A 20,582-nucleotide genomic window follows, 5' to 3' on the forward strand; every position below is an offset into this window, starting at 1 on the left:
CGGGGTGCGGGAAGGCGGTGGTGGTGGGGGAAGGCGGTGGTGGTGGGGGCGGGCCCCGGGCATGGCCGATCGGCGACGGTGGGGTCATGACGTCCGGTGGTCGTGCAGGGAAGCCCAGCCCGCGGCGGGCGGCTCCCACACCGCGTCGATCGGCCGCCCGTCGGCGTCGACCACGTCGGCGACCATCACCACCGCCGCGTCCGGCTGTTCCGCGTGCGAAGGCGGGTCGTCGGCGGGCCGGCGGTGGGAGGCGTGCTCCCAGTGGCCGTCGGTCAGGATCAGCGGATCGTCGGGGCGGGCGGGGTTCCCGCAGGCCGCGCAGTGGTCGGAGAAGTGGCTCCAGCACACCCAGCCCTCCCCCGGCATCCACCGGGCGGGGCCGCTGTCCGGGGTGTGCGCAGGGCGGCCACACCGCGCACACCGATCCCCCGTGTCGCCGTCCGGCTCGTCACGGTCGCCCTTGTCGGGCTCGTCGGTCGAAGGGTCGGCCGGGGCGCCATCGTCGGGTGGGGGTGTGGCGCCGGCGGGCCGCGTCCGGCGGCGACGCCGTCGCGGCGGGCGCATCTCGTTCCACGGCGGTGTCCAGGCGTCCCCACGGCGGCGACCCTCCCGCCAGGTGGCAGCGGTCCGCCGCGCCCAGGGCCAGCCGACCCGCACGCCCTCCACGAGGGACCGGAAGAACACTCCCAGCAGCACCCCGACGCTGAACCCGCTGTAGTGGCGACGGTTGGTCCCCTCACCGATGTAGACGTCGCGGCCCCGGGACAGGGCATAGCCGTTGACCGCGGCGTCCAGGCCGGCGCGGTAGCAGGCGTAGGCGAAACACAGCAGAAAGATCAGTTCCACGGCAGGCTCCTCAGGCGAACCAGACGGCGGCGGTGAGCAGAGCGGCGGCGGCAAGCCGCCCGGGACGCTGGAAGATCCACGCCAGCCCGTAGGCGGCGACCGAGACGGCGACCGCGGCGACGGCGGCGGCTCGGCGCGGGCCGCCCACGACCGTGGTGGTCGCAGCCAGCTCCCCGAGCGACGGGGGGCGGGCGGCCAACCACCGGGCCCGGCGGCTCTCGCCGTCGCGGTTGGCAGGCAGCCATCCGGTGTCGATCCCGCCGGCCCACTGCGCGAGCCACGCGGCGCTGTAGGCGGTGGTCGTTGCGGGCAGGGCGATCAGGTAGGAGTAGCCGATCCCGGCCCGCCGCCAGCCCAGGGCGTACGGGGCGCACCAGTCGGCCTCGACCGCGTAGCGGGCCACTGCCGCCGCGTCGGCCGGCTCAACCGCCACCGGCGCCCAATCCGACATCCGGTGACCGACCGCAACCGGCCAGGGGGCCGCGAGAGTTCCAAGAGTCCCATCGGCAGCCGCGTCCGCGGGGTCATCCACCCCATCGGCGCTGGTCGCCGGGAGGCCGGGGAGAGCCGCAGGACTCTCGGAACTCTCGGGACTCTTACTCACCGTGACCTCTACCGTCGGGACGACGGAAGGGGTCACCGTGGTCGTAGCCGGGTCGGAGATCAGCCGGTCGTCGGTGGCGGTCACGGGACCATCACCGGCTTCCGCAGGATCCGCAGGACCGCGTCCAGGCGACGGGTCCCCGCCTTGTGGCCGTACTCCTTCAGCCCGGCATGCAGCGTCTTACGGTTCAGCGACGCGCCGCTCTTCGCCAGGGCGTCGCGCACCTTGCGGCTGTCGGGAAGCAGATCAGACACGTCCGGCTCCCCCGGCGCATGGCCGTCCCCGTCGGAGGCAGGCGGGTCGAGGGCGGGCAGGGGCGCGCGGAACTGGACAGCTTCCACCCGGGGCGCCGGCACGTCAGCGGTTCGCGGCACCGGCGGCGGGGTGAGAGCCGGCCCGTCGGCGTGGGCGACGGGCGGCACCCAACCGGGTTCGGCCTCACCGGCACGATCCGACAGGAGCGGCGGCAAGGACACGGGCGCGGCGGCGGGCACGTGGTCGGCGGTCTGCGTGAGCGCTGACCGGTCGTCGCGGGCCGGGATGTGCCCGGCCATGTGCCCGCCGATCTGCTCGCCGCCGCCTTCCTCGCCGACGCGGGCCCAGGACGCGGCGAGCGGTGCCACCGCTTCCACCTGCCCCAACGGCTCCCACAGGGGCGGGACCGGCGGGCTGGCCGGGGCGATGTCCGGTGCCCTTACAGGCGTGTGCCCGGCAGGGGACGAGGTGCCCCCCGCCCCCACAGGGGCAGCATCACCATGCGAAATGTGCACAAAAGTTGTGCTCTTGGTGCTGGCTGTTTCGGCGTCGACGTGAACCGGGTGGCCGGGCTTCGTGGCCTTGAGTCCGGCAACCAGACCGAACGCCACGACCGGCCACACGGCCATCAGCCCCACCCACGGCCCCGGCTCGCCCACGATCGGCCCGGCGTCCGGCGGGTCGTCGGCGCCTGGCCGATGGGTGACCGCGGCCAGGTTGCAGGCCCCGGAGAACAGCACCGCGCTCACCAGGACGAACACCGGCCACCCGACCTTGGCCCCGGGCGTGCGGCGACGGGAGTTGATCGCGGCGAGGGCAGCGATCGCCATCGCCTCCCCGGTCATGGCAATCAGGTAGGCGGCCCAGCCGGGTTGGCCGGCCCACTTGGCGACGTCGTGCACGTGGACGAACGCGACCGCGAACACCCCGGCGCCCAGCACGATCGGCAGGATGCTGCCGGCGGCCTGTTCCCACCGGCCCCCCACCGAAGCGGACGCGGTGGCGCTCATGCCGCTCCCCACGCCAGCGACAGCGGCCAGGCGAACGCCCCACCGATCAGGTTCAACGCGCTCATGACCACCGCGCCCAGACCGCCGGTCATGGTCGCGGCGACCGACGGCAGGACCAGCCCGACCCCCGCGGCGGCGAGCTTCTCCGGCCGCCCCCGGCTCACCTTCGCACCCGTCCGGCGCGACCGGTTCGCATGCCGGCCTGTCCGTCCGCCGCCGCCGACCCGGGTCAGCGCGAGACGGTTGGTCCGTAGGCGGCTCAGAGCGTCTAAGTCCGGACGCATCTCCAGGATGAAGAAGATCAGAAGGACGATGGCCAGCGCCCCCGGCGCGACGCCACCGACCGTGGTCCGGGTGATCAGATTGATCAGTTGGGTGATCCAGTCGACTCCCTGGTGTACGGCAATCGCCAGCCACCCCGACGTCAGGGAGGCCCCCGCGACCAGGAAAAGGCAGGCCGCGACGCGGGGCAGCCAACGCCGCCACATCAACACCGCGGCGAGCAGCAGAGGAATCGCGGCGGTGACCGCCCGCGGGTCCGGTAGACCCACGTCGGCGGCCGTCACCGGCGCGAACGCGATGAGCACGACAAACCTCCCGCATGAGGTCGTGAAGAACGAAGAAGCGCAGGGAGAGAAGGAGGAAGAAAAGGCAGTGCCGGTCAGAGACCGGTGAAGCCGGCCACGGAGGCGGTAATCACGTTGACGTAGTTGCGGGTCTCCGCAATCGCGGGGACAGCCCCGGCGGCGTCCACCGCACCCGGCCCGGCGTTGTAAGCGGCAAGAGCGAGATCGGTACGACCGTCGTAGCGGTCAGCCAGCGCGCACATCAGCCGACCCTGAGCAGTGATCGCGTCCGCCGGCTCCCACGGGGAAGCAACACCGTTCCCGTCAGCGTCCGTCGCCCAGGACCGCCAGGTACCCGGCATGAACTGGGCGATGCCCTGCGCACCCGCGCTCGACCTGGCGTTCGGGTTGAACCCGGACTCCTGACGCAGCTGCGCGGCGAGCAACGCCGGACTGATCTGCGGACACAGGCCGCCGGCACGCACGATCCACGGCCGGTAGGCCACCGGCACCGGGGCGTCCGGCCCGCCACCTCCACCAGGCCGCAGACCTGCCACGCCCGCCACCAGAACCAGCACAGCGACGGCAACCTTCATGTGTCGGCCACGTAGGAACAGCAGACCGATCACCGCCGCCGCGACCAGCCCCGCCACCGGCACGCCGGCCGGCAACGAAACGGCGGTCACGCCGCACCTCCCAGCCGCCGCGCCCGACGAGATCTGTTCGGTCTGGCCGGCTCGAAACCGGCGGCCAGCCGCGCCGCCGACCGCCTGGCGGCAGCCAGCCGGCGCGCAGCCAACTGGCCGCCGCCGGCGGCTACCGCAACCTCCGCATCCACGATTGCGAGCTCGGCCGCGATCAACGGCCATTCAGCCTCAATCGCAGCCAACTCACGTTTCGACGGCTCCCGTTCAACGGGATCGGCCACCATCACCAGCCCCCGGTGCCGTCGGGGAACACCTGCCGCGCGTAGGCGATGACCTCCGGGTCGTGCAGGCCGGTCCGGAACAACACCGTGACGCCGTCGCGGACCACCGACCCACCGACCCACACCCCGCCGTCGAGGTGCGGCGACGGGTCGGACACGGTTACCGGCACATCGAACGAGAACGTGGCACCGGACAACGACGCCAGCGACTGCCGGTCGCTCCCGTGGAACAGGAACCGGATCTCGGGAAGACCCGGCCCGATGCTGTCCGTCGCGCTGACCGACACCCGGATGTCCGGGTCGGTCGCGCGCATCTGGTCAATCAGGTCCGCGGCCAGGCGCAGCGCGGCCGCGAACGGGCCGGCCGGCGCCGGGGCGGAGTGCCCCGGCGCGGCCACAGACGCGAGCGTGGTCACTTCTTGCCCCGCTCAATCAGCTCACGGGCGATCCGCTCGACCTCGCGGACCGTCGCGTCCTTCAGGTTGTCCGCCGACGGCGGCGAAATCAGGGCACACTTCATAGCGGTCTGACCTCCTAGACAGGTCGGATCAGGACCCCGGCCGGTGGTGGAGTCACCGCGTCGGGGTCCGCTCGTTCTGGGGCGGTGGAGTCGTCCCAGAAACGGCGAAGGCGGCGCCGGTGGCGCCGCCAACCCGCACTTGAAGTATGTGCCGTACTTTGAGTGTTGTCTAGTACTTTCTGTGCGGGTTCTTCAGGCTGGTACCCTGCACCGGTCTGCCAGCGCACGAAGCTGCTGGTCAGAGCGCTGATTCAGGTCTTGCAGCAGATCGCGGACGAGCATCCGAACCTTCGGATGGTCACGGATCTGCTCCGGGGCGACCTGCTCCGCCTCCAACAGTGCGGTCAACGCATCCCCCCGGGCGCGGCGTTGCGCGTGGGCCTGGGCCACGTCGACCAGGAAGCGGGCCCGACGCTCCGGTGACAGGCCGGCGGTGTCGACCCGCGCCGCGCGGTCAAGCGCGTCGCCAGCGTCTCCGAGGTCGACCGCCACGGACACTTCGTGGAGAGCGACGTTCGCGGGCCCGAACTCCGTGTTGAAGTCGTTCCGCCCGGCACCCACTGTCGCCGCCAGCTCCACGGCATCACCGATGGCCTGCCAGGCAGTACGGCGGTCGCCGCTTCGGGCTGCACTGACCGCCCGCACCAGGCACAGGGCGCCGACAACCGATGTCGCTTCGATGCCGAGTTCCGGTAGCCGCGGGCGCAGCGCGGCGACAGCGGTCGCCGCAGCGTGCTGCGCCTGTTCCAGCCGCCCGACGCTGAGCATCGCCAGCGCCATCCGGAACTGGCCCGCAGCCACTAGCGCCACGTCTCCTGTCACCTCAGCGGTGAACAGGGCGCGGTCGGACGCGAGCCAGGCAGCCTCCGCATCGTCGACCTTCCCCAACACGGCGGCAGCGGCCTGATAGACACTCGCCAGCACTTGGGCAACGGCCGGCCGCTGATCGACCGGCGTAGAACGCAACGCCCGCTCCAGATCGGCGATCAGCGACACGAGCAACGGCCCAACCTCAGAGTACCGCGACCCGTGAACAAGCTTCCACGCCTGCTCCGCACGCGTACCGAAGTCCTCGCCAGCAGCGCTGCCGGCCGTGGGCACCGTGGCGACAGCCGCCAGCGCCGGATGCCCGGTGAGCGCCAGGCGCAGCACGTCTCGCCACGGCTCAGACTCAGACGCGGGGGCTTCTGTCGGCACATCGGGCGCGAGGTCGGCCACCGGCACGCCCAGCACATCAGCGACCTGGGCGAGCACCGACATCCGGTCGATCTTGCGCGCGTTCCGCTCGACCTGCGAAACCCAGCTCTCCGACCGGCCGATCAACCGACCTAGCCCAACCTGAGACAGGCCGCGCCGCTTCCGATGGAAGGCCACCCGCTCACCCAGCGTCGGGGTCGGCTCGGTCACCGCACACCCCCCGGCAGGGCCTTGCCGCCGACGCCGGTCAGGAACTCCACGCGGGGCGGTCCGGCGAGGAACTCCTCACGGGCTGCCAGGAACCGGCGAACGTGCTCCTGACACTCGTGCTCGTCGAACGCGGCCCGGTCCCGGTACAGCTCGTAGAAGATCCGCGAGTCGGACGCACCCTCAACCGCCTGCGTCGTATAGACCAGCGTGCCGGGCTCCGACGACACGATCAGTGGCAGCGTCTCCGCAACCAGCCGGTCAAACCCGCCCGCAGCGCCAGGCCGCAGATCGAACCGGACCACCAACCCGAACATAGATCCTCTTCCCATAGGAGCGACGTCACCGCTTCAACGATCGTCCCATGGGTCACATTCCCAGAACTAGGCCGTACTTTTCGTGCGCTTCCGGTGCAGGCCCTCGAAGCATCCACCCCGCCAGGTTGCGGGAGGTTCACCGCTAGAGGGTGCAAGCCGGGGGACGTCCCTCAAAACATATCGCGATATACATATGGCTATGGGTGTCAACGAGTGGTGGGCGACGGACGGCGCCGAGCGATTCTGGATGGAGATCACTAACCGGACAGATATCGGAACGAACCTGTGGGCGCCGCAGCTTGACGACGGAGGCCGGGAGTACTGGTCCTACTCCCTCGTGCGCTTCGTTCGGGAAGGCGACCTCGTGTTGCACTGGTCGAAGCAAGAAGAACCTGGCGGAGAATCGTCTATCGTCGGCTGGTCTCGTGTGGCTGGACAACCGATGGAATCAACAATCGAGTGGCAAAGCCGAGGCACCTACGGCAGAAGCAGGACTTCAACCGGAGAAGAGCCTGCATGGCTTGCCCCACTGACCTCGTACCAGCCTCTCGATATGCCTGTCACTCAGACGCGAATGCGAGCACTAGAACCAGTAGTTCGACAGATTCGCGACAATCTCCAGTCGAAGTACGTAGGCGGACTCTATTTTCCCTTCGCAATTTCTGATCGTCGCCCGCTTCGCGCAGCCCAGGGTTACCTAGTAAAATTTCCGCGCGACCTACTGACCGCTATCCCTGAGTTGAGCTTGCTACTCGCTCTAACCGAGGCCGAGACCGACGCTACTTCCAGAGAGCAGAAGCACCGGGATGCGCGTCTCGGCGTCGGGAGAATCAGCGACATCGAGGTGCGACAGGCAATCGAAAGGCACGCGGTGGAGATGGTCATGGCCGAGTTTTCCCAGAGGGGGTACAAAGTTGCCGACGTCGGCGCGATCCGCTCTTGGGACGTCGAGGCAGAGAAGAACGGCGAACGACTGCATATCGAGGTGAAGGGTAGTGCGATTAGTCGTGGCGCCATTGAACTAACCGACAACGAAGTGCGCCACGCTGAAGATTACTCCAACACCGCATTGGTCGTTATAGACCAAATTTCATGGAAACAGACGGAGAATGGCCAGGTGGAGACGAGCGGAGGGATCTGGCGTGAATGGAATCCCTGGACTCCTTCTCGCTTCGATCTACTCCCAACGCGGTACCGCTATATCCTCCCCGATCCTTCGATTTGATGTTCTCCGCCCTGCTGGAGGCAGAGGCGCAGCCCCAAGGACCCGAGTCTGCAGCCGTCCTCGGCGCCGTCGCGACACTGGGCGTACTCGGCACCGGGGTGGTATATGTCCTCAACTATCGGATCATCGCCGACGACGGACCGACAGCGGCGTCAGCGGTGACGTACCTCCTGCCGGTCGTTGCCGTCTTCCTCGGCATGCTCGTAGTCCTCGGCGAGCCTCTCGCCATCGGGCTCGTCCTCGGTGGCGCTCTCGTCCTATCGGGCGTCACCCTTGTCCGCACGGCGTCGAACCACGACTGACGCGCGTTTGCCCCGACGAGGCCGGGCCACGCCTGTTCCGCCCGCCAGCTGCCGTGTTACTCACTCTAGGATCAAGATCCTGCCGGCGGAATAACCGCGCCGCGCGACGGCTGCGCGCGACCCTGACGGGTCGTGCTCGCCGGCGCGTCGCTGGTGCCGTCAAAATTGCGATGAGGGCGAACCAGACCCGTGGTGACTCCCGGGACACGCCGTGTCGACCGTTACAGATCTTGAATGGTCGGGGTCTGTTTGATCACATCCGGTCTGTCCGGGTATGAGCTGACCGTCCTCGGGCCTTACCGCTGGCATGAGGTATGCGGATGGTGGCGGGCTTACCGTGCAGGGTCGCGCTCGTCGGGAAGCGGTCCGGGTGCAGGCAGCGGACCTGTTCGCCGCCGGGGTCGATCCGGTCGAGGTGGCCCGGCGGTTGCGGGTGAGTACGAAGTCGGCCTACCAGTGGAAACGACGGTGGCAGGCCGGTGGTGTGACGGCGCTGGCGTCGCGGGGACCGAGTGGGGCGTCGTGCCGGCTGTCGGACCGTCAACTCGACCGGCTACGGGTGGAACTGGACCGGGGTCCGGCCGCGCACGGCTGGCCCGACCAGCGCTGGACCCTGGCCCGCGTGACCCTGTAGCGCGAAGCCGGGCTCTCGCCACGTAAAGATCCCAATGCCAGGCCCCACGCTCTCCGACCCGGCCGCCATGATCGGAAACCGGGTCGGTCAGCGCATCGAATCCTCGTGTGCGAAAGACGGAGCTAGCCGCTCTTGGCGAGTTCGTCGGCGTCGGCACGTGCGATAACCGCGTCGGCGATCGCGTACTCGGCTTCGTCGAGGACGAAGAGCGCCAGATCGATCGCGTTGACGGCGTCCTGCTCCGCCACGTCAGCATGGAGCTCCGCCTTTCGGGCGTCCCAGTCCTTGCGGCGCTCCTCAGCGTCTGCGCGTATCTCGGCGAACCGCTGGTTCACGGAGGAACGCACAGCGTCCCAGTGCTCCTTCATGCCGGCCTTCGCCCCAGCAGCGTCCTCCTTGGCCTTGGCCCTGCCCCTCTCGACAGAGGTCTTCAGCTCGGCCCGCTGCGCCTCCAACCGCTCGCGGTTCCTGTCCCGCGCCGCGGAAACCACGTCCTCGATCTTCCGCGTTCCCTCGGACAGCTCGTTGAGCTGCTCAAACAGCGTCGTCATCCTGACCTCCCTGCCCCTGCTGTTCGTGGCCCTTGATCCGTTCTGGCTGACTGGTCAGCACTCGGTGTCCATACCCTGGCCCGTGGGTCCCGTACACGGACGCATCCGCCACCACCGGAACCGGCCACATACGGAGAGTCACACACCTGGTGTGGGCGTCGACATCGTGCGCTACGACCCGAGCGCGATCCTGGGCCCGCCCGTCACGTTCGCCCCGGTCGGGACCTGCTGTTCGGCTTTGCCCCTGTCCTGTGGACCCTCGTCTGGTGGGTCCGCCGGGACCGCGACCGCCGGCGGGGCGGACCGAGCACGAAGATCCGGAATTGGCCTCTGTGGGAGACGTCAACCCCGAGCGGTTGGCGCCGGCGGCGGTGGCGGGTGAGACCTGGTCACTGTGAATGGCAGCCACGTCGGCAGCCAAGCCGACGGACATCGGTGTACTACTACGGAGGTCAGTGGACGAGAACCAGTCCGTTACCAGCACCAGGGGACGTCCGCAGACATCAGCGGACCCGTTGCCGAAAATCTCTTAATTCGCGGGTCGTTCGTGGTCCAGCGCCGCCCGGCCGGGTGTAGCTACGCCTGTAGCAACGACCGCGTACATCAGCGGACGACCATGGACGCCGGTGGACATCGCGACCTGTGCGGGTCCCGCCGCCGCAATGATCGAGCCGTGCCTTACAAGCGAACGGTCGCCCCCGTCCACCATCCGCGTGCCCGAGTCGACGGGCCCTGGTGGACGGGCGCAGACAGGGCGCTCGGTCGAGCCTGCGGGATGATCCCTGTTGACCATGGTTCACGCCAAATACGTGCCGAAACTCGGAAGCTGGACGAGCGCCAAGCAGCGAAAGACCAGGTCAGGAGGGGTACGCTGGCCGAGCGTATGTCGCCCTTTCAAGGCGGTAGCACGGGTTCGAATCCCGTTGGGGGCACCCTCTGTAGTTGTTTGACTATCAAGTGTAGCTGATAAAGCTATTTCGGGACCAGCGCTGATAGCGCCAGCCGAATCGTCCGGCTACCTCAGGTTATTAGATTGCTCTGCCGATTGTTCGTTATGTCGGTTTTTCGCTGCACGGGTTCGTTTCCAGGGTGCGGCGTTCAGGGCCGATCGGTGGGGGCTACGGGCAGACGGTGTGGCGGCGGAGTGCATCACTACCGGCCCGCTGTCGCCGCCTGCGCCCTCATCTGCGATGCCTGACCCACGCGGAAGAACAGGGAGGCCGCCGCCTTGCCCTTGCTGTCGCGCTAACGGGGCTTCGCCCCAGCCCGACGAGGCATGTGCGCTGTCGCCCCGGTCAGAACGCAGGCTTACGCAGGGACCTGCGATCTGCCGGCCGACCGCCGCCGCCCGCTATGCCTAGTAATGATGACCGGGGCTTAACGCCGAAAGTGCTGGTCAGGTGCGCCTGAAGGTCGCACTGTGGAGCGGGTAGTCGTCACGATACGTCAACTTGACTCGATCTTCACGGCTTTCGCCGACCAAGCCCTCCAGACGGCGTGAGCCACCACGGTGGCCGAGGCCAGGTCATGCGGCAGACGCTGCCGGGCAGGACCGAATCTTCCCATGGGCATCCAGCAGCACCCGACACAGACGCGCCACAGCCCAGCCCGGTCCACCACTGGAACCGTCGGCGGCCGGTCGGCCGGACACCCGACACCGGCACCCGGCCGCAGTTCATGCCAACTATCATGCTAGCTAGTGTGTTAGCTGGTGAGGAGGATGGACGCTCGACGTCGAGCTCGCGGAGATCGTCGACAACCTTCGCGCCATCGGTACGGACATCGCCGACGTGGAGGTGAAGAAGACCCACGGCGGACTGCCGAAGCGCTGCGCGAGACTCTCTCCGGGTTCGCGAACACGCGAGGCGGTGTGGTCGTCCTTGGTCTGGACGAGACCCAGGGCTTCGCACCGACGGGACTTCCCGATCCGGCGAGGCTCGCGGCTGATCTTGGTTCCATGTGCTCCGAGGACATGGAACCGCCGCTCCGACCGTTGATCAAGGTCCACGACTTCGAGGGCGCCCAGATCCTGGTCGCCGAGGTCCCCGAGCTCGATCCCGCACGGAAGCCCTGCTACTCGCGTGGGGCCGGCATCACCAAGGGTAGCTACGTCAGGGTCTGCGACGGTGATCGTCGGCTGTCGGCCTACGAGGTCCAGATGATGCTCGTCCTCACGTGGTCAGCCTCGTGAGGACGAGCAAACAGTCTCTGGCGTTGGTCTCGATCATCTGGATACGGCCATGGTCGATGCGTTGGTCGCCCGGCTGAGGACCAGCAGGCCCTACGCGTTCAAGGACTTGGACCGCTTGGCTGTGCTGCGTCGCGCCAAGGTGCTCGTGACTGGAGACAGCGGCGAGGACGTGGCGTCGCTGGGAGGCCTGCTCGCCCTGGGCAGCTATCCGCAGGAGCACTTCCCGCAGCTGATGGTCACCTTCGTCCACTACCCGACGGAGACCGGCGGCCGGTCCACCGAGCGGTTCCTGGACAACGTGACGTTGGAAGGCCCGGTCCCGGTCATGGTCCGCGACACGTTGGCCACCGTCCGCCGGAACATGTCTCGTCGGGCTGTCGTCGGGGTGCGGGCCGGCAGGACGTCTGGGAGTACCCAGAGGCCGCTCTGCGTGAGGCTGTCGTCAACGCACTGGTCCACCGCGACCTGTCCGGGGGCGCTCGAGGCGCCCAAGTCCAGGTCGAGATGTACCCGACCGCCTGGTGATCCGTAATCCGGGCGGTCTGTTCGGTCCTGTCACAGTCGACAGTCTCGGCGAAGACGGTGTCTCCTCAGCCCGCAACGCCACCCTCATCAAGATCCTCGAAGATGTCCCGCTGCCCGGCGGGACCCGCACCGTCTGCGAGAACCGCGGGTCGGGCATCCGTGCCATGCTCGACTCGCTGCTCACCGCGGGAATGAGCCCACCGGACTTCAACGACAAGATCTCGTCGTTTGTCGTCGTCTTCCCCAACCACACCCTGCTCGGCGAGGAGACCGTCGCCTGGATCACCGGGTTGGGTGAGAAGGGCCTGACCGACAGCCAATGCGTCGCCCTCGCGCTCCTACGCCAGGAAGAAATCCTTGACAATCGCGCCTACCGCAACGCGACTGGCGTCGACTCCCGTGTCGCCACCAGCGAACTTCGGGACCTGGTCACTCGCGAACTCGTCACCCAGACCGGAACCCGCCGCTGGGCCAGGTACCAGCTGTCCTGGCGAACAACCTCAACGAAAGGCCAGTCCTCTCGGGCCGACCGCCGACCGGAGCTGCTCGTCGCCCTCGGAAACGAGACTCTCTCACGCTCCGAACTCGTTGCCCGGACCGGTCTGCGCGACCAGACCATCCGACGGTGGCTGAAGATCATGCGGGACGAAGGCTCGGTCGACATCGTCGGTAGCAGCCTCAAGAGCAGACACGTTCGATACCGCCGCGCCTACCAGGATCTACTCTTCCAATCCGAAGGCACAGACCGCGACTGACGGGATGTCGTGCCCGCCTGTGACGGCGCGAGTACTTGACCATTAGCGTGATGGGCTGACTCCCTGAAACCGCCACGTGTCCCATGCGGCGCGTCGAGCAGCCGGGGGGCTCACGCCTCGACGCACAGGCCGGCCTCGCGCCTGGCGATCGCGGGCTCTCCCGATCGAAAGGTGGGTGCGGCCACCCAGGTTGAGGTGGGTGGGGTGCGCGCACAATGGTGAAATGGGCAGCGCCGACGTGACGACCCCGATCTACGGGGTCCGGAACCGGGTGGAACGGACCGGACCGGCGGTCCGCGCCGCGCTCGATCCGGACCGCCGCGCCGAGTTCGAAGCTGAGTTCCGCGCCGCGCTCGCCCGCGTCGATGATGACCTCGACCTCGCTGCCGCGCAGAAGGTCATCGACCGCTGGTGGCCGCAGGCGTTGCTGTGCGCCAACCCGGAGATCCAGGCCGGCATCAACGCCGACCGGCGCCGCATCGCCGCCGGCGACCCCACTGTGATCGCTGAAACCTGGTACCCGCCTGGCCATCCATACGCGCCATCCCGCACGGTCTGATGGCCACCTACGCCGTCCGCTGGGTCGACTACGCCCGTGAGCAACGGGACTCGCTGTCCGCCGAAGCACGCCACCAGCTCGATACGGCGCTGGGGCGCCTGGTGGCCGACCCCCGCGCGCACGGCATCTACAGCAAGCCTGAGGACCAGTGGACGGCGACGTTCGGCGATGGCTGGGGCGTCATCCTCTACACCATCGAAGACCGCTGGATCACCATCACCGTGCTCCGCGTCACCTGGGTCGGCTGACCGCGCTCCTGCGTACCTGGAGCGGTTCGGTACCGGGCCGGACGGTCGGCTGTGGTTCGCCATCCCAAGTCAGACGATCAGTCGGATCTGGCAACGTGCCCGCGCCGTGGCGTCCACGGAAGAAGCCGCGACCACCTCGACACCCCTGACAAGCTCCTCTAGTTTGCAACTGCGAATCTTAGGCAACTAATGTTCAGTCGCAGGCCGACCAAGGGAGCAGGATCTGTGGGAAGCATCCCTACCGACCCAATGGCGGCGTGCCTGCCGGTAGCGATCGAGATCATGACCGCCTACACCGACTCCGTCGACGACCCCGCTTTCTTCTGGGAGAGCGTCCAGCGGGTGATGACCGACGGCGCACAGCGCATCAACCCGGCAGCGGCCATGGCCGAGCTCGTACTCGGGCTGGCAACCCTGTGCGGAATCACCCTGAACGATCTCGCCGACCGTTCGGGATCAGACCTCGCGGCACGGGACATCCTGCGCGACATCCAGCGCACGTACGTCTCCGGCACCGCCGGACCCGCCAGGCCAGCCGGCTCGGCCGAGAGCGGCTGACGGCACCTCCTCGCCCACGAACCACACCGACGGTCCGCACACCCGCGGATCATCGTCCACCACCAACCAGCGAAGGACGACCAGGTGAGCATCTACACCCTGCCCGACCTGCGGTACGACTACGCCGCGCTGGAGCCGGCGATCAGCGGCCAGATCATCGAACTGCACCACGACAAGCACCACGCGACCTACGTCGCCGGCGCCAACACCACCCTGGACAAGCTCGCCGAAGCCCGCGACAAGGGCGACTTCGGCGCGATCGTCGGCCTGGAGAAGACCCTCGCGTTCAACGTCTCCGGCCACATCCTGCACTCCATCTACTGGCAGAACCTCTCCCCGGACGGCGGCGACAAGCCCGACGGCGCCCTCGGTGACGCCATCACCGAGTCCTTCGGCTCCTTCGACAGCTTCAAAGCTCAGCTCACCGCCGTCACCACCACCGTCCAGGGCTCCGGCTGGGGCATCCTCGCCTACGACCAGCTCTCCGGCCGCCTGCTCGTCGAGCAGGTCTACGACCACCAGAGCAACGTCGGCATCGGCAACACCACGCTGCTGGCCTTCGACGCCTGGGAGCACGCCTGGTACCTGCAGTACAAGAACGTCAAGGCCGACTACGTCACCGCCCTGTGGGACATCGTCAACTGGGCCGACGTCGCCGCCCGCTACACCACCGTCAAGCAGATCACCCCGGCCTGACCCAGCCCCGCGTAGAGGCCCCGCGCCCAACACCCTGTCGGCAGGGAGGGCTCACATCCCACCCAGCCGGCAGGGTGCCCCGCCATCGAGGACGAGCCCCCGCAACGAGTGACACGCCAGAGCCGGCTGTGAAGGCCACCGCTCGCGCCCGGCTCCAGCTGCGGGAGGATCGTAAAGCCGGAGATCGGATCGCCAGCCTCCGTCCCGAACAGCCAGCCATTGGGGCCGGTCCCGGACAGCCGGAGGTGACGGTGCAATGCCGACGGATCGGCCAGGCTCGACACCGCTCGAAGGTCCAGCCGTCGATGACGGCCAGCGTCGCAAGGGCTGCGGTCAGGAGCCCAGCCGCGCCGACCGCGATCACCGCCGTGGTTCAGGTGGTGTCGAAGCAGCCGTCGAACTCGAACACCGGGTTGATGACGTCCTTGCCGGTGGTGGTGTGGAGGGTGACGGGTCCGACGATCTTAGCTGGGCCACCGGCCTGGTAACAGCCGTTGGATCGCACCTGCAGCTCGAACTTGCCGTCCTGGTTCTTCCCGGCGCCGTCGGTCCAGCGGACCTGGCAGGCCCAGTCACTGCCCGCGCCCTTGTCCTGCGTTCCTGGAGTGCTCCGTTGGCAGCTGGCTTTCGTAGCGACCGCGGCCGGGGTGAGCCCGGGGTGGCCGAGCAGGGCCTGCTGTTGGACGTAGAGGTTGGCGAAGACGGAGCCGAGAGAGCCTTCCACCCGCGGCCGGGTGACATCGGTAGCGCAACCGCCCAGAACGGCGGCCAGCGCGGCCGCGGCGCCGGTCGCGAGGACCGCACGGGGCATTCGGACACGGATGGTGAATCGTCGCATACGGGTCATCCTCCGGTGATGTCACGTCGGCGCAGCGCCAGGTAGGCGACGGCCAGGCAGCTTGTGATGTAGCCGGCGCTGACCAGCGCACCCTGATCCAGTTGCCCGTAGTACGGATGCGCCGCCAGCAGGCCGTGCCAGGCGTCGAACGGGGTGACCAGCAGCAGGTGGCGGATCGTGTCCGCGCCGTTGAGGAACGCGTAGAGCTGCATGAGCAGCCCGAGGATGATCGGGCCGACGATCCCGGCGGGGCTGCTGCGGGTGAGCACCGACAGCATGATCCCGAGGGCGGTGAACCCGAGCAGCGGCAGCAACGCGCTCGCCCACGCCGCGAGCACCAGCTCCGCGGCGCGGCCCGGGGGCAGCAGGGTGCCCGACAGGCTTTCCAGTGGCTGGTGGCCGACCAGCAGGACGCCCGCGGCCAGGCAGCTGACCGCCAGGACGGCGAGGACGAGGGCGGCGAACGTAGCCGCGGCCAGCGTTTTCGCCCAGAAGATCTGGGTGCGGCTGTGTGAGCGGGTCAGGATCGTCTTCCAGGTGCCGTGCTGGTCCTCGCTGGCGAAGATGTCCCCAGCGACCAGGCTGGTCAGCAGCGGGAACACCCATTGGGCGGCGAACCCGAGGATGAGCAGCGGGGTGGCGAAGCCGCTGGCGTGTAGCCACCGGCCGTACAGGGTGTCCTTGGGCAGGCGGTCCTGGCGGTCGAGCAGCACCACGAACACGAACGGCGCGGCCAGGCAGACGGCGAGCGTGACGCGGGCACGGGCCTGGGCCGCGAGTTTCGTGACCTCCCACCGGTAGGCGGTCGTCACCCGGCCACGGCCGGCCGGACCGGTCTCGATGGCTGCCGGGGGCGTAGTGGTCGTCGTCATGGCTGCGGTGCTCATCGGGTCCCTCCGGTGCGAGCGTGCGGCCGCGGGGCGGAGATGTCAGCGGCGGGCATGCCAGCGGCCGGCCGGTCGGGTTCGGTGAGCATGAAGAACAGCGACTCCAGCGGCGCGACCTCCAGCCCGAGGGCCCGTACGGCGATACCCGCCCGGCCAAGGGTGATGATGTAGGCGTCCGCTGCGGCGGGCTGGGCGCGCAACGCCAACCCGCCGTCCGGGTGGACCGACACGGCGACGCCGGGGCGGTCGATGGCCAGGTCCAGCGCCCGGTCATCGTCGCTGGTCGCCAGCCGGTGGGACGGGTCGGGCGCTTGGGCGCGCAGCTGGCTGATCGAACCGTGATAGACGACCCGGCCGGTACGCATGATCGTGACGTTGTCGCAGATCTCCTCGACCTCGTCCATGTTGTGGCTGCTCAGCAACACGGTCAGCCCACCCGCGGCAAGCCGTTTGACCAGGGCGCGCATGTCGCGGATACCGGCCGGATCCAGCCCGTTGGCCGGCTCGTCGAGGACGAGCAGCCGCGGGTCGCGCAGCAGGGACGCGGCCACCCCGAGCCGCTGACGCATCCCGAACGAGTAGCCACCGACCTTGTCCCCGGCCCGGCCGGCAAGGTCGACCAGGGTGAGGACCTCGTCGATCCGGCTGTCGGCGCCACCGCCGTCGAGCCCGGCCAGCAACGCCAGGTTCCGCCGTCCCGACAGGTAGGGGTAGAACCGCGGGCTTTCGATGAACCCCGCAACCCCGTCCAACGTCGCCGGGCCGGCCTGCGCCCAGCTGCGGCCGAACAGCCGCAGCTCCCCGGCGTCCGGGCGGATCAGCCCGAACAGCATCCGCAGGAACGTCGTCTTGCCCGCCCCGTTCGGGCCGAGGATGCCGTACACCTCCCCGACGTCCACCCGTAGATCAACATGATCCACCGCGGTGAGGCCGCCGAACCGTTTGACCAGACCGGTGGCCTCCACCGCCGGTACGCCAGCCGCCATACGCCCTCCTTCGAGTATCTACTACTCATCGAATAGTAGATTGCCGCGTGAAGGTGGCACGCGGCAAGTCCGATCGCGAACCTGGACCCCTCGGGGAGCGAGCCGACGACCGGCTCCCCCACGACGACGGCCGGCACGGCGGGCTGAGTGCGCCAACGACCCACCAGCTCGTACTATCGACCTGATAGTAGTGAGGGACGGAGGGGCAGTTGGCGAAGAGGCGGGAGCCGGGAGCGCTCGAACGTGAGGTGCTCGCCGCGATCGCGGCGGCCGGCCGGCCGCTCACCCCGGCCGAGACACTCGCCGAACTCGGCGAACCACTGGCCTACACCACCGTGATGACCACCCTCGCCCGCCTGCACGACAAAGGCGCCCTCACCCGGCAGCCGGCGGGCCGCTCCTACACCTACGCGCTGGCCGCCGGCCCGGACACCCTCGACGCCGCCCTCACCGCCCGACAGATGACCCGCCTGCTCGGCGCCGGCGCCAACCGGGCCGAAGCGCTGGCCCGCTTCGTCGCGGACCTGCGTCCGGAAGACGAACAGCTCCTCGCCGACATCCTCGCCAGCCACCACACCCACGCCGGCTCGGACGACAGGCAGCGGTGATGACGGCCGTCGCGCTGATCCCGTTCGTCACCAGCCTGCTGCTGACCGTCAGCGGCGGCCGGCTCGGCCGGCGGCTGCCGCCCGCCGCCGCCACCCGGCTGCTGACCACCGCCTGCCTGGTGACCGCCCTGGCCACCGGCTTCATCCTGGCGGTCGCGGCCTTCACCCTGCTCGCCCCGCTGCCCCCGCTCACCGCGATCGGGCACTGGTCAGCCGCTGTTGTCCGCGGCCACGACCCGCTGCCCGCCACGGCCGGGCTGCTGCCGGCGTTCACCGTCGCCGGGCTGGCCGCCAGCGCCGCCCGCCGCGCCGTCCTCGTCGGCCAAGACCTCGCCGCCGCCGAATTCACCTGCCGGCGGCTGGGCCCCGCCCCCACCGGCCTCGTCATCGTCGACGACGACCATCCCGACGCCTACACCCTGCCCGGGCTCACCGGCCGGATCGTGGTCTCCACGGCGATGCTGCGCGCGCTGCCCGCCGACGAACGCCGGGTGCTGCTCGCCCACGAACACTCCCACCTGCGCCACCGCCACCACGCCTACACCCAGCTCGCCAGCCTCGCCGCCGCCGCCAACCCGCTGCTGCGGACACCCGCCGCCGCCGTGCGCCTCGCCGTCGAACGCTGGGCCGACGAAGACGCCGCCACTATCGCCGACGATCGAGCTGTGGTCGCCCGAGCCCTGGCCCGAGCCGGCCTCGCCCGCACCAGCACACTGACCACTCCGACCGTGGCGCTCGGCGCCGTGCACACCGACCTCGCCCACCGAGCACGCGCGCTGCTGGGCCCGCCCCCGAAACCGCGGCCAGCCCTGGCGATTGCCCTCGCCGCACTCGTCCTGGTCACCGCAGCCGCCGCGGTCGACACCGCCCATACAACCGAAGGCCGGTTTGAACGCGCGCAGGCAACCTATGCGCACCGATCCTGACCGGTCGCCAGACAGCCCGCGACATCCTGCTCGCCGCTCGCCAGCAGCCCGACAAAAACCCCGGCTCCTTGAACGGCTCCTTGGCCCTGCCCATCCCCCACGCACCGATGAAACATCGTAGAAAAAGGAGAAATCGATACAAAACCACCCTTCAACGGCCAGCACACCGATCGATCCGCGCAGGTCACCCGAGGCCGCTCGCCGATCTACCTTCAGTCGATATCGGCTGGACGGAACCGCGGCCGTACCTGCTGGGGAAGGGCCGGGTCCTGCGGATCGATGTTTCTGATGGCTCCGTCGTCGACACCGCCGCGCTGGATGTCACCGCGCGTCACCGTCAGGTAGCCGATCAGGGTAACGATCACAACGAAAGCGGTGAGGGCGACCAGGCCGTCACCGAGGCCCACACCGGACCTTTTCGCCGGCTTGCCGAGCCAGTCGGCGAACGAGGCACCCAGCGGCCGGGTCACTACGTAGGCGAACCAGAAGGCGACGACCTCGTTCAGCCCGAACCGCCACCAGGCGACCACCGGCACCAAAATGATCACTGCGAACAGGATGCCTGAGGGCAGATAGCCAAAGCGCAAGGAGTCCGCGGTGAGATCGCCGGCGGCGGTGCCCAGCGCGAAGGTCGCGAGCACGGTCAGCCAGTAGTAGGTCTCCCGGCGGCGGGTCACGATGCTGTGGATCGACAGCGTTCCCTCACTGCGGTGCCACGTGTAGAAGACAGCCGCGAGGACCACAAGATAGAGGACCGTCGAACCGATGTGGCCGATGGGTGGCCCGTCGGCGACCATGGTGCCGAAGACCGCGACCATCATCACCGCGAACCAGTAGACGGGAGCGGAGTAACGGCGGACCCGGAACTGCAGCCAGAGCGCGAACGTGAAGCCGAGGAGGCCGATCGTGCCCGCGAGCACCAGGTTGACGTGCGCAAGGTAGTCCGAGGCCGCCTCGCCCATACCCGTCGTCAGAATTTTGACAACCCAGAACAATGCTGTGATCTCCGGAACCTTGGGAGCGAGGGGCTCGCGGCTGCGGGTCTGGTTGTCCGGCAAAGAAGGCATCGATGTCTTTCTGGATGGGCGGCGGGAGCATTTCAGGCAGCCAACATGGCTGCTACAAACTACTACAGGCAGGGTAGGTTGAGGATGTGACAACCCGATCGGATGACGGGCCGCGGCGCCGGCCCGGACAGCTGGAAGCTGAGGTGCTGGCGGTGTTGTGGGCCGCCGAGAGGGCGATGTCGCCAGGTGAGGTACAGACCGTCATCAGCGGGAGCCTGGCCTACACGACGGTGATGACCATCCTCAACCGGCTGCACGCCAAGGGCGTGGTGACCCGGACAGCGGACGGGCGCACGTTCGTCTACCAGCCTGCGCAGAGCACGGCCGAGTTCACCGCCCAGCGGATGCGTGGGCTGCTGGAACAGGTCGACGATCCAGCCGGGGTGCTGGCCCGGTTCGTCGACACGCTGAACCCCGGCGAGGAGCAGGTGCTGCGCGATCTGCTCGACCGGCCCCGGCCGGAGAGCTGACCGGTGCGGCTGGCTATCTGCCTGGCCGGCGCGGCAGCGCTCGTGCTGCTGGCGGCCGCCCGGCCGGCGGCCCGGCGCCTGCCGCCCCCGCGAGCGGCGCTCCTGC

The 20,582-nt window shown here is 68.9% G+C and carries 27 protein-coding genes; 13 read left to right on the forward strand and 14 right to left on the reverse strand.

Annotated features, from left to right (window positions below):
* Nucleotides 1–84: 84 nt before the first annotated feature.
* The 9 genes from MJ777_RS12020 to MJ777_RS12060 all read right to left on the reverse strand — a co-directional run bounded on the left by MJ777_RS12020 (nt 85) and on the right by MJ777_RS12060 (nt 6,450).
* Nucleotides 85–846, reverse strand: a complete 762-nt coding sequence (locus tag MJ777_RS12020) for a hypothetical protein (RefSeq protein WP_239376074.1) — start codon at nt 844–846, stop codon at nt 85–87.
* 10 nt (nt 847–856) lie between these two features.
* Nucleotides 857–1,534, reverse strand: coding sequence for a hypothetical protein (locus MJ777_RS12025; protein ID WP_239376076.1), 678 nt, complete (start codon nt 1,532–1,534; stop codon nt 857–859).
* A complete protein-coding gene (locus tag MJ777_RS12030) occupies nt 1,531–2,715 on the reverse strand; it encodes a hypothetical protein (protein WP_239376078.1) in 1,185 nt (394 codons plus the stop codon). Before MJ777_RS12030 ends, MJ777_RS12025 begins: the two co-directional genes overlap by 4 nt.
* The gene (locus MJ777_RS12035; protein ID WP_239376080.1) at nt 2,712–3,302 is read right to left on the reverse strand and encodes a hypothetical protein; all 591 of its coding nucleotides are present in this window, start codon (nt 3,300–3,302) and stop codon (nt 2,712–2,714) included. The genes MJ777_RS12030 and MJ777_RS12035 overlap by 4 nt, the downstream gene beginning before the upstream one ends.
* Nucleotides 3,303–3,376: 74 nt before the next feature.
* Nucleotides 3,377–3,967, reverse strand: a complete 591-nt coding sequence (locus MJ777_RS12040) for a lytic transglycosylase domain-containing protein (protein WP_239376082.1) — start codon at nt 3,965–3,967, stop codon at nt 3,377–3,379.
* On the reverse strand, nt 3,964–4,212 hold the full coding sequence (locus tag MJ777_RS12045) for a DUF6284 family protein (RefSeq protein ID WP_239335059.1): 249 nt from the start codon (nt 4,210–4,212) through the stop codon (nt 3,964–3,966). Before MJ777_RS12045 ends, MJ777_RS12040 begins: the two co-directional genes overlap by 4 nt.
* Entirely contained in the window at nt 4,212–4,625 is a 414-nt protein-coding gene (locus MJ777_RS12050; RefSeq protein WP_239376084.1) for a hypothetical protein, read from the reverse strand. Before MJ777_RS12050 ends, MJ777_RS12045 begins: the two co-directional genes overlap by 1 nt.
* 296 nt (nt 4,626–4,921) lie before the next feature.
* Nucleotides 4,922–6,136, reverse strand: coding sequence for a helix-turn-helix domain-containing protein (locus MJ777_RS12055; RefSeq protein ID WP_239376086.1), 1,215 nt, complete (start codon nt 6,134–6,136; stop codon nt 4,922–4,924).
* Nucleotides 6,133–6,450, reverse strand: coding sequence for a putative quinol monooxygenase (locus MJ777_RS12060; RefSeq protein ID WP_239376088.1), 318 nt, complete (start codon nt 6,448–6,450; stop codon nt 6,133–6,135). Before MJ777_RS12060 ends, MJ777_RS12055 begins: the two co-directional genes overlap by 4 nt.
* Nucleotides 6,451–6,643: 193 nt before the next feature.
* Here MJ777_RS12060 and MJ777_RS12065 point away from each other — a divergent pair, with 193 nt between their 5' ends.
* From MJ777_RS12065 to MJ777_RS12075, 3 genes are all read left to right on the forward strand, one after another.
* Nucleotides 6,644–7,675, forward strand: a complete 1,032-nt coding sequence (locus tag MJ777_RS12065; RefSeq protein ID WP_239376099.1) for a protein NO VEIN domain-containing protein — start codon at nt 6,644–6,646, stop codon at nt 7,673–7,675.
* Nucleotides 7,675–7,977 (forward strand): EamA family transporter, encoded by a 303-nt coding sequence (locus tag MJ777_RS12070; RefSeq protein WP_239376101.1) that lies wholly within the window; start codon nt 7,675–7,677, stop codon nt 7,975–7,977. Before MJ777_RS12065 ends, MJ777_RS12070 begins: the two co-directional genes overlap by 1 nt.
* A gap of 307 nt (nt 7,978–8,284) precedes the next feature.
* Complete coding sequence (locus MJ777_RS12075) at nt 8,285–8,611, forward strand: helix-turn-helix domain-containing protein (RefSeq protein ID WP_255724055.1); 327 nt, start codon at nt 8,285–8,287, stop codon at nt 8,609–8,611.
* Nucleotides 8,612–8,733: 122 nt separating this feature from the next.
* Here MJ777_RS12075 and MJ777_RS12080 read toward each other — a convergent pair whose 3' ends face one another.
* On the reverse strand, nt 8,734–9,162 hold the full coding sequence (locus tag MJ777_RS12080; protein ID WP_239376113.1) for a hypothetical protein: 429 nt from the start codon (nt 9,160–9,162) through the stop codon (nt 8,734–8,736).
* A gap of 1,870 nt (nt 9,163–11,032) precedes the next feature.
* On the opposite strand from MJ777_RS12080, the gene MJ777_RS12085 reads away from it, so the two are divergent.
* The 7 genes from MJ777_RS12085 (at nt 11,033) to MJ777_RS12115 (ending at nt 14,694) form a co-directional block, all read left to right on the forward strand.
* Nucleotides 11,033–11,353, forward strand: coding sequence for a helix-turn-helix domain-containing protein (locus MJ777_RS12085; protein WP_370652710.1), 321 nt, complete (start codon nt 11,033–11,035; stop codon nt 11,351–11,353).
* A gap of 49 nt (nt 11,354–11,402) precedes the next feature.
* Nucleotides 11,403–11,885 (forward strand): hypothetical protein, encoded by a 483-nt coding sequence (locus tag MJ777_RS12090; RefSeq protein ID WP_239376124.1) that lies wholly within the window; start codon nt 11,403–11,405, stop codon nt 11,883–11,885.
* Nucleotides 11,875–12,633, forward strand: a complete 759-nt coding sequence (locus MJ777_RS12095) for an ATP-binding protein (protein WP_239308202.1) — start codon at nt 11,875–11,877, stop codon at nt 12,631–12,633. The genes MJ777_RS12090 and MJ777_RS12095 overlap by 11 nt, the downstream gene beginning before the upstream one ends.
* Before the next feature lie 223 nt (nt 12,634–12,856).
* Entirely contained in the window at nt 12,857–13,192 is a 336-nt protein-coding gene (locus MJ777_RS12100; protein WP_239308201.1) for a DUF6247 family protein, read from the forward strand.
* A complete protein-coding gene (locus MJ777_RS12105; RefSeq protein ID WP_239308200.1) occupies nt 13,192–13,440 on the forward strand; it encodes a type II toxin-antitoxin system RelE/ParE family toxin in 249 nt (82 codons plus the stop codon). Before MJ777_RS12100 ends, MJ777_RS12105 begins: the two co-directional genes overlap by 1 nt.
* A gap of 225 nt (nt 13,441–13,665) precedes the next feature.
* On the forward strand, nt 13,666–13,998 hold the full coding sequence (locus MJ777_RS12110; RefSeq protein WP_239308199.1) for a hypothetical protein: 333 nt from the start codon (nt 13,666–13,668) through the stop codon (nt 13,996–13,998).
* Nucleotides 13,999–14,082: 84 nt separating this feature from the next.
* Nucleotides 14,083–14,694 (forward strand): superoxide dismutase, encoded by a 612-nt coding sequence (locus MJ777_RS12115; RefSeq protein WP_239376126.1) that lies wholly within the window; start codon nt 14,083–14,085, stop codon nt 14,692–14,694.
* A gap of 373 nt (nt 14,695–15,067) precedes the next feature.
* On the opposite strand, the gene MJ777_RS12120 is transcribed toward MJ777_RS12115, so the two are convergent.
* Genes MJ777_RS12120 through MJ777_RS12130 form a run of 3 tightly spaced genes read right to left on the reverse strand, consistent with a single transcriptional unit; the run spans nt 15,068 to nt 17,405 of the window.
* Nucleotides 15,068–15,532: a hypothetical protein gene (locus MJ777_RS12120; protein WP_239308197.1), complete on the reverse strand. Its 465-nt coding sequence runs from the start codon at nt 15,530–15,532 to the stop codon at nt 15,068–15,070.
* A 5-nt stretch (nt 15,533–15,537) separates the two neighbouring features.
* Nucleotides 15,538–16,419: an ABC transporter permease gene (locus tag MJ777_RS12125; protein WP_239376128.1), complete on the reverse strand. Its 882-nt coding sequence runs from the start codon at nt 16,417–16,419 to the stop codon at nt 15,538–15,540.
* On the reverse strand, nt 16,416–17,405 hold the full coding sequence (locus MJ777_RS12130; RefSeq protein WP_239376130.1) for an ABC transporter ATP-binding protein: 990 nt from the start codon (nt 17,403–17,405) through the stop codon (nt 16,416–16,418). Before MJ777_RS12130 ends, MJ777_RS12125 begins: the two co-directional genes overlap by 4 nt.
* Before the next feature lie 209 nt (nt 17,406–17,614).
* On the opposite strand from MJ777_RS12130, the gene MJ777_RS12135 reads away from it, so the two are divergent.
* Both MJ777_RS12135 and MJ777_RS12140 read left to right on the forward strand, forming a co-directional pair.
* Nucleotides 17,615–18,013 (forward strand): BlaI/MecI/CopY family transcriptional regulator, encoded by a 399-nt coding sequence (locus tag MJ777_RS12135; protein ID WP_239308194.1) that lies wholly within the window; start codon nt 17,615–17,617, stop codon nt 18,011–18,013.
* Nucleotides 18,013–18,939, forward strand: coding sequence for a M56 family metallopeptidase (locus tag MJ777_RS12140; protein WP_239376132.1), 927 nt, complete (start codon nt 18,013–18,015; stop codon nt 18,937–18,939). Before MJ777_RS12135 ends, MJ777_RS12140 begins: the two co-directional genes overlap by 1 nt.
* A 212-nt stretch (nt 18,940–19,151) precedes the next feature.
* Here the strand turns inward: MJ777_RS12140 and MJ777_RS12145 are convergent, their stop codons facing one another.
* Complete coding sequence (locus MJ777_RS12145) at nt 19,152–20,006, reverse strand: hypothetical protein (RefSeq protein ID WP_239376134.1); 855 nt, start codon at nt 20,004–20,006, stop codon at nt 19,152–19,154.
* A gap of 86 nt (nt 20,007–20,092) precedes the next feature.
* On the opposite strand from MJ777_RS12145, the gene MJ777_RS12150 reads away from it, so the two are divergent.
* Entirely contained in the window at nt 20,093–20,476 is a 384-nt protein-coding gene (locus MJ777_RS12150) for a BlaI/MecI/CopY family transcriptional regulator (RefSeq protein WP_239308191.1), read from the forward strand.
* Nucleotides 20,477–20,582: the final 106 nt, after the last annotated feature.

Source organism: Protofrankia sp. Cj5 (genome assembly GCF_917627405.1).
GTDB lineage: Bacteria > Actinomycetota > Actinomycetes > Frankiales > Frankiaceae > Protofrankia.

Excerpts from the sequence above, each read along its gene's own strand:
- MJ777_RS12065 (WP_239376099.1), top strand. The coding sequence starts at position 6,644 with ATGGCTATGGGTGTCAACGAGTGGTGGGCGACGGACGGCGCCGAGCGA.
- MJ777_RS12120 (WP_239308197.1), bottom strand. The coding sequence starts at position 15,532 with ATGCGACGATTCACCATCCGTGTCCGAATGCCCCGTGCGGTCCTCGCG.
- MJ777_RS12105 (WP_239308200.1), top strand. The coding sequence starts at position 13,192 with ATGGCCACCTACGCCGTCCGCTGGGTCGACTACGCCCGTGAGCAACGG.
- MJ777_RS12145 (WP_239376134.1), bottom strand. The coding sequence starts at position 20,006 with ATGCCTTCTTTGCCGGACAACCAGACCCGCAGCCGCGAGCCCCTCGCT.
- MJ777_RS12140 (WP_239376132.1), top strand. The coding sequence starts at position 18,013 with ATGACGGCCGTCGCGCTGATCCCGTTCGTCACCAGCCTGCTGCTGACC.
- MJ777_RS12125 (WP_239376128.1), bottom strand. The coding sequence starts at position 16,419 with ATGAGCACCGCAGCCATGACGACGACCACTACGCCCCCGGCAGCCATC.
- MJ777_RS12090 (WP_239376124.1), top strand. The coding sequence starts at position 11,403 with ATGGTCGATGCGTTGGTCGCCCGGCTGAGGACCAGCAGGCCCTACGCG.
- MJ777_RS12130 (WP_239376130.1), bottom strand. The coding sequence starts at position 17,405 with ATGGCGGCTGGCGTACCGGCGGTGGAGGCCACCGGTCTGGTCAAACGG.
- MJ777_RS12045 (WP_239335059.1), bottom strand. The coding sequence starts at position 4,212 with ATGGTGGCCGATCCCGTTGAACGGGAGCCGTCGAAACGTGAGTTGGCT.
- MJ777_RS12100 (WP_239308201.1), top strand. The coding sequence starts at position 12,857 with ATGGGCAGCGCCGACGTGACGACCCCGATCTACGGGGTCCGGAACCGG.
- MJ777_RS12030 (WP_239376078.1), bottom strand. The coding sequence starts at position 2,715 with ATGAGCGCCACCGCGTCCGCTTCGGTGGGGGGCCGGTGGGAACAGGCC.
- MJ777_RS12075 (WP_255724055.1), top strand. The coding sequence starts at position 8,285 with ATGAGGTATGCGGATGGTGGCGGGCTTACCGTGCAGGGTCGCGCTCGT.
- MJ777_RS12070 (WP_239376101.1), top strand. The coding sequence starts at position 7,675 with ATGTTCTCCGCCCTGCTGGAGGCAGAGGCGCAGCCCCAAGGACCCGAG.
- MJ777_RS12060 (WP_239376088.1), bottom strand. The coding sequence starts at position 6,450 with ATGTTCGGGTTGGTGGTCCGGTTCGATCTGCGGCCTGGCGCTGCGGGC.
- MJ777_RS12080 (WP_239376113.1), bottom strand. The coding sequence starts at position 9,162 with ATGACGACGCTGTTTGAGCAGCTCAACGAGCTGTCCGAGGGAACGCGG.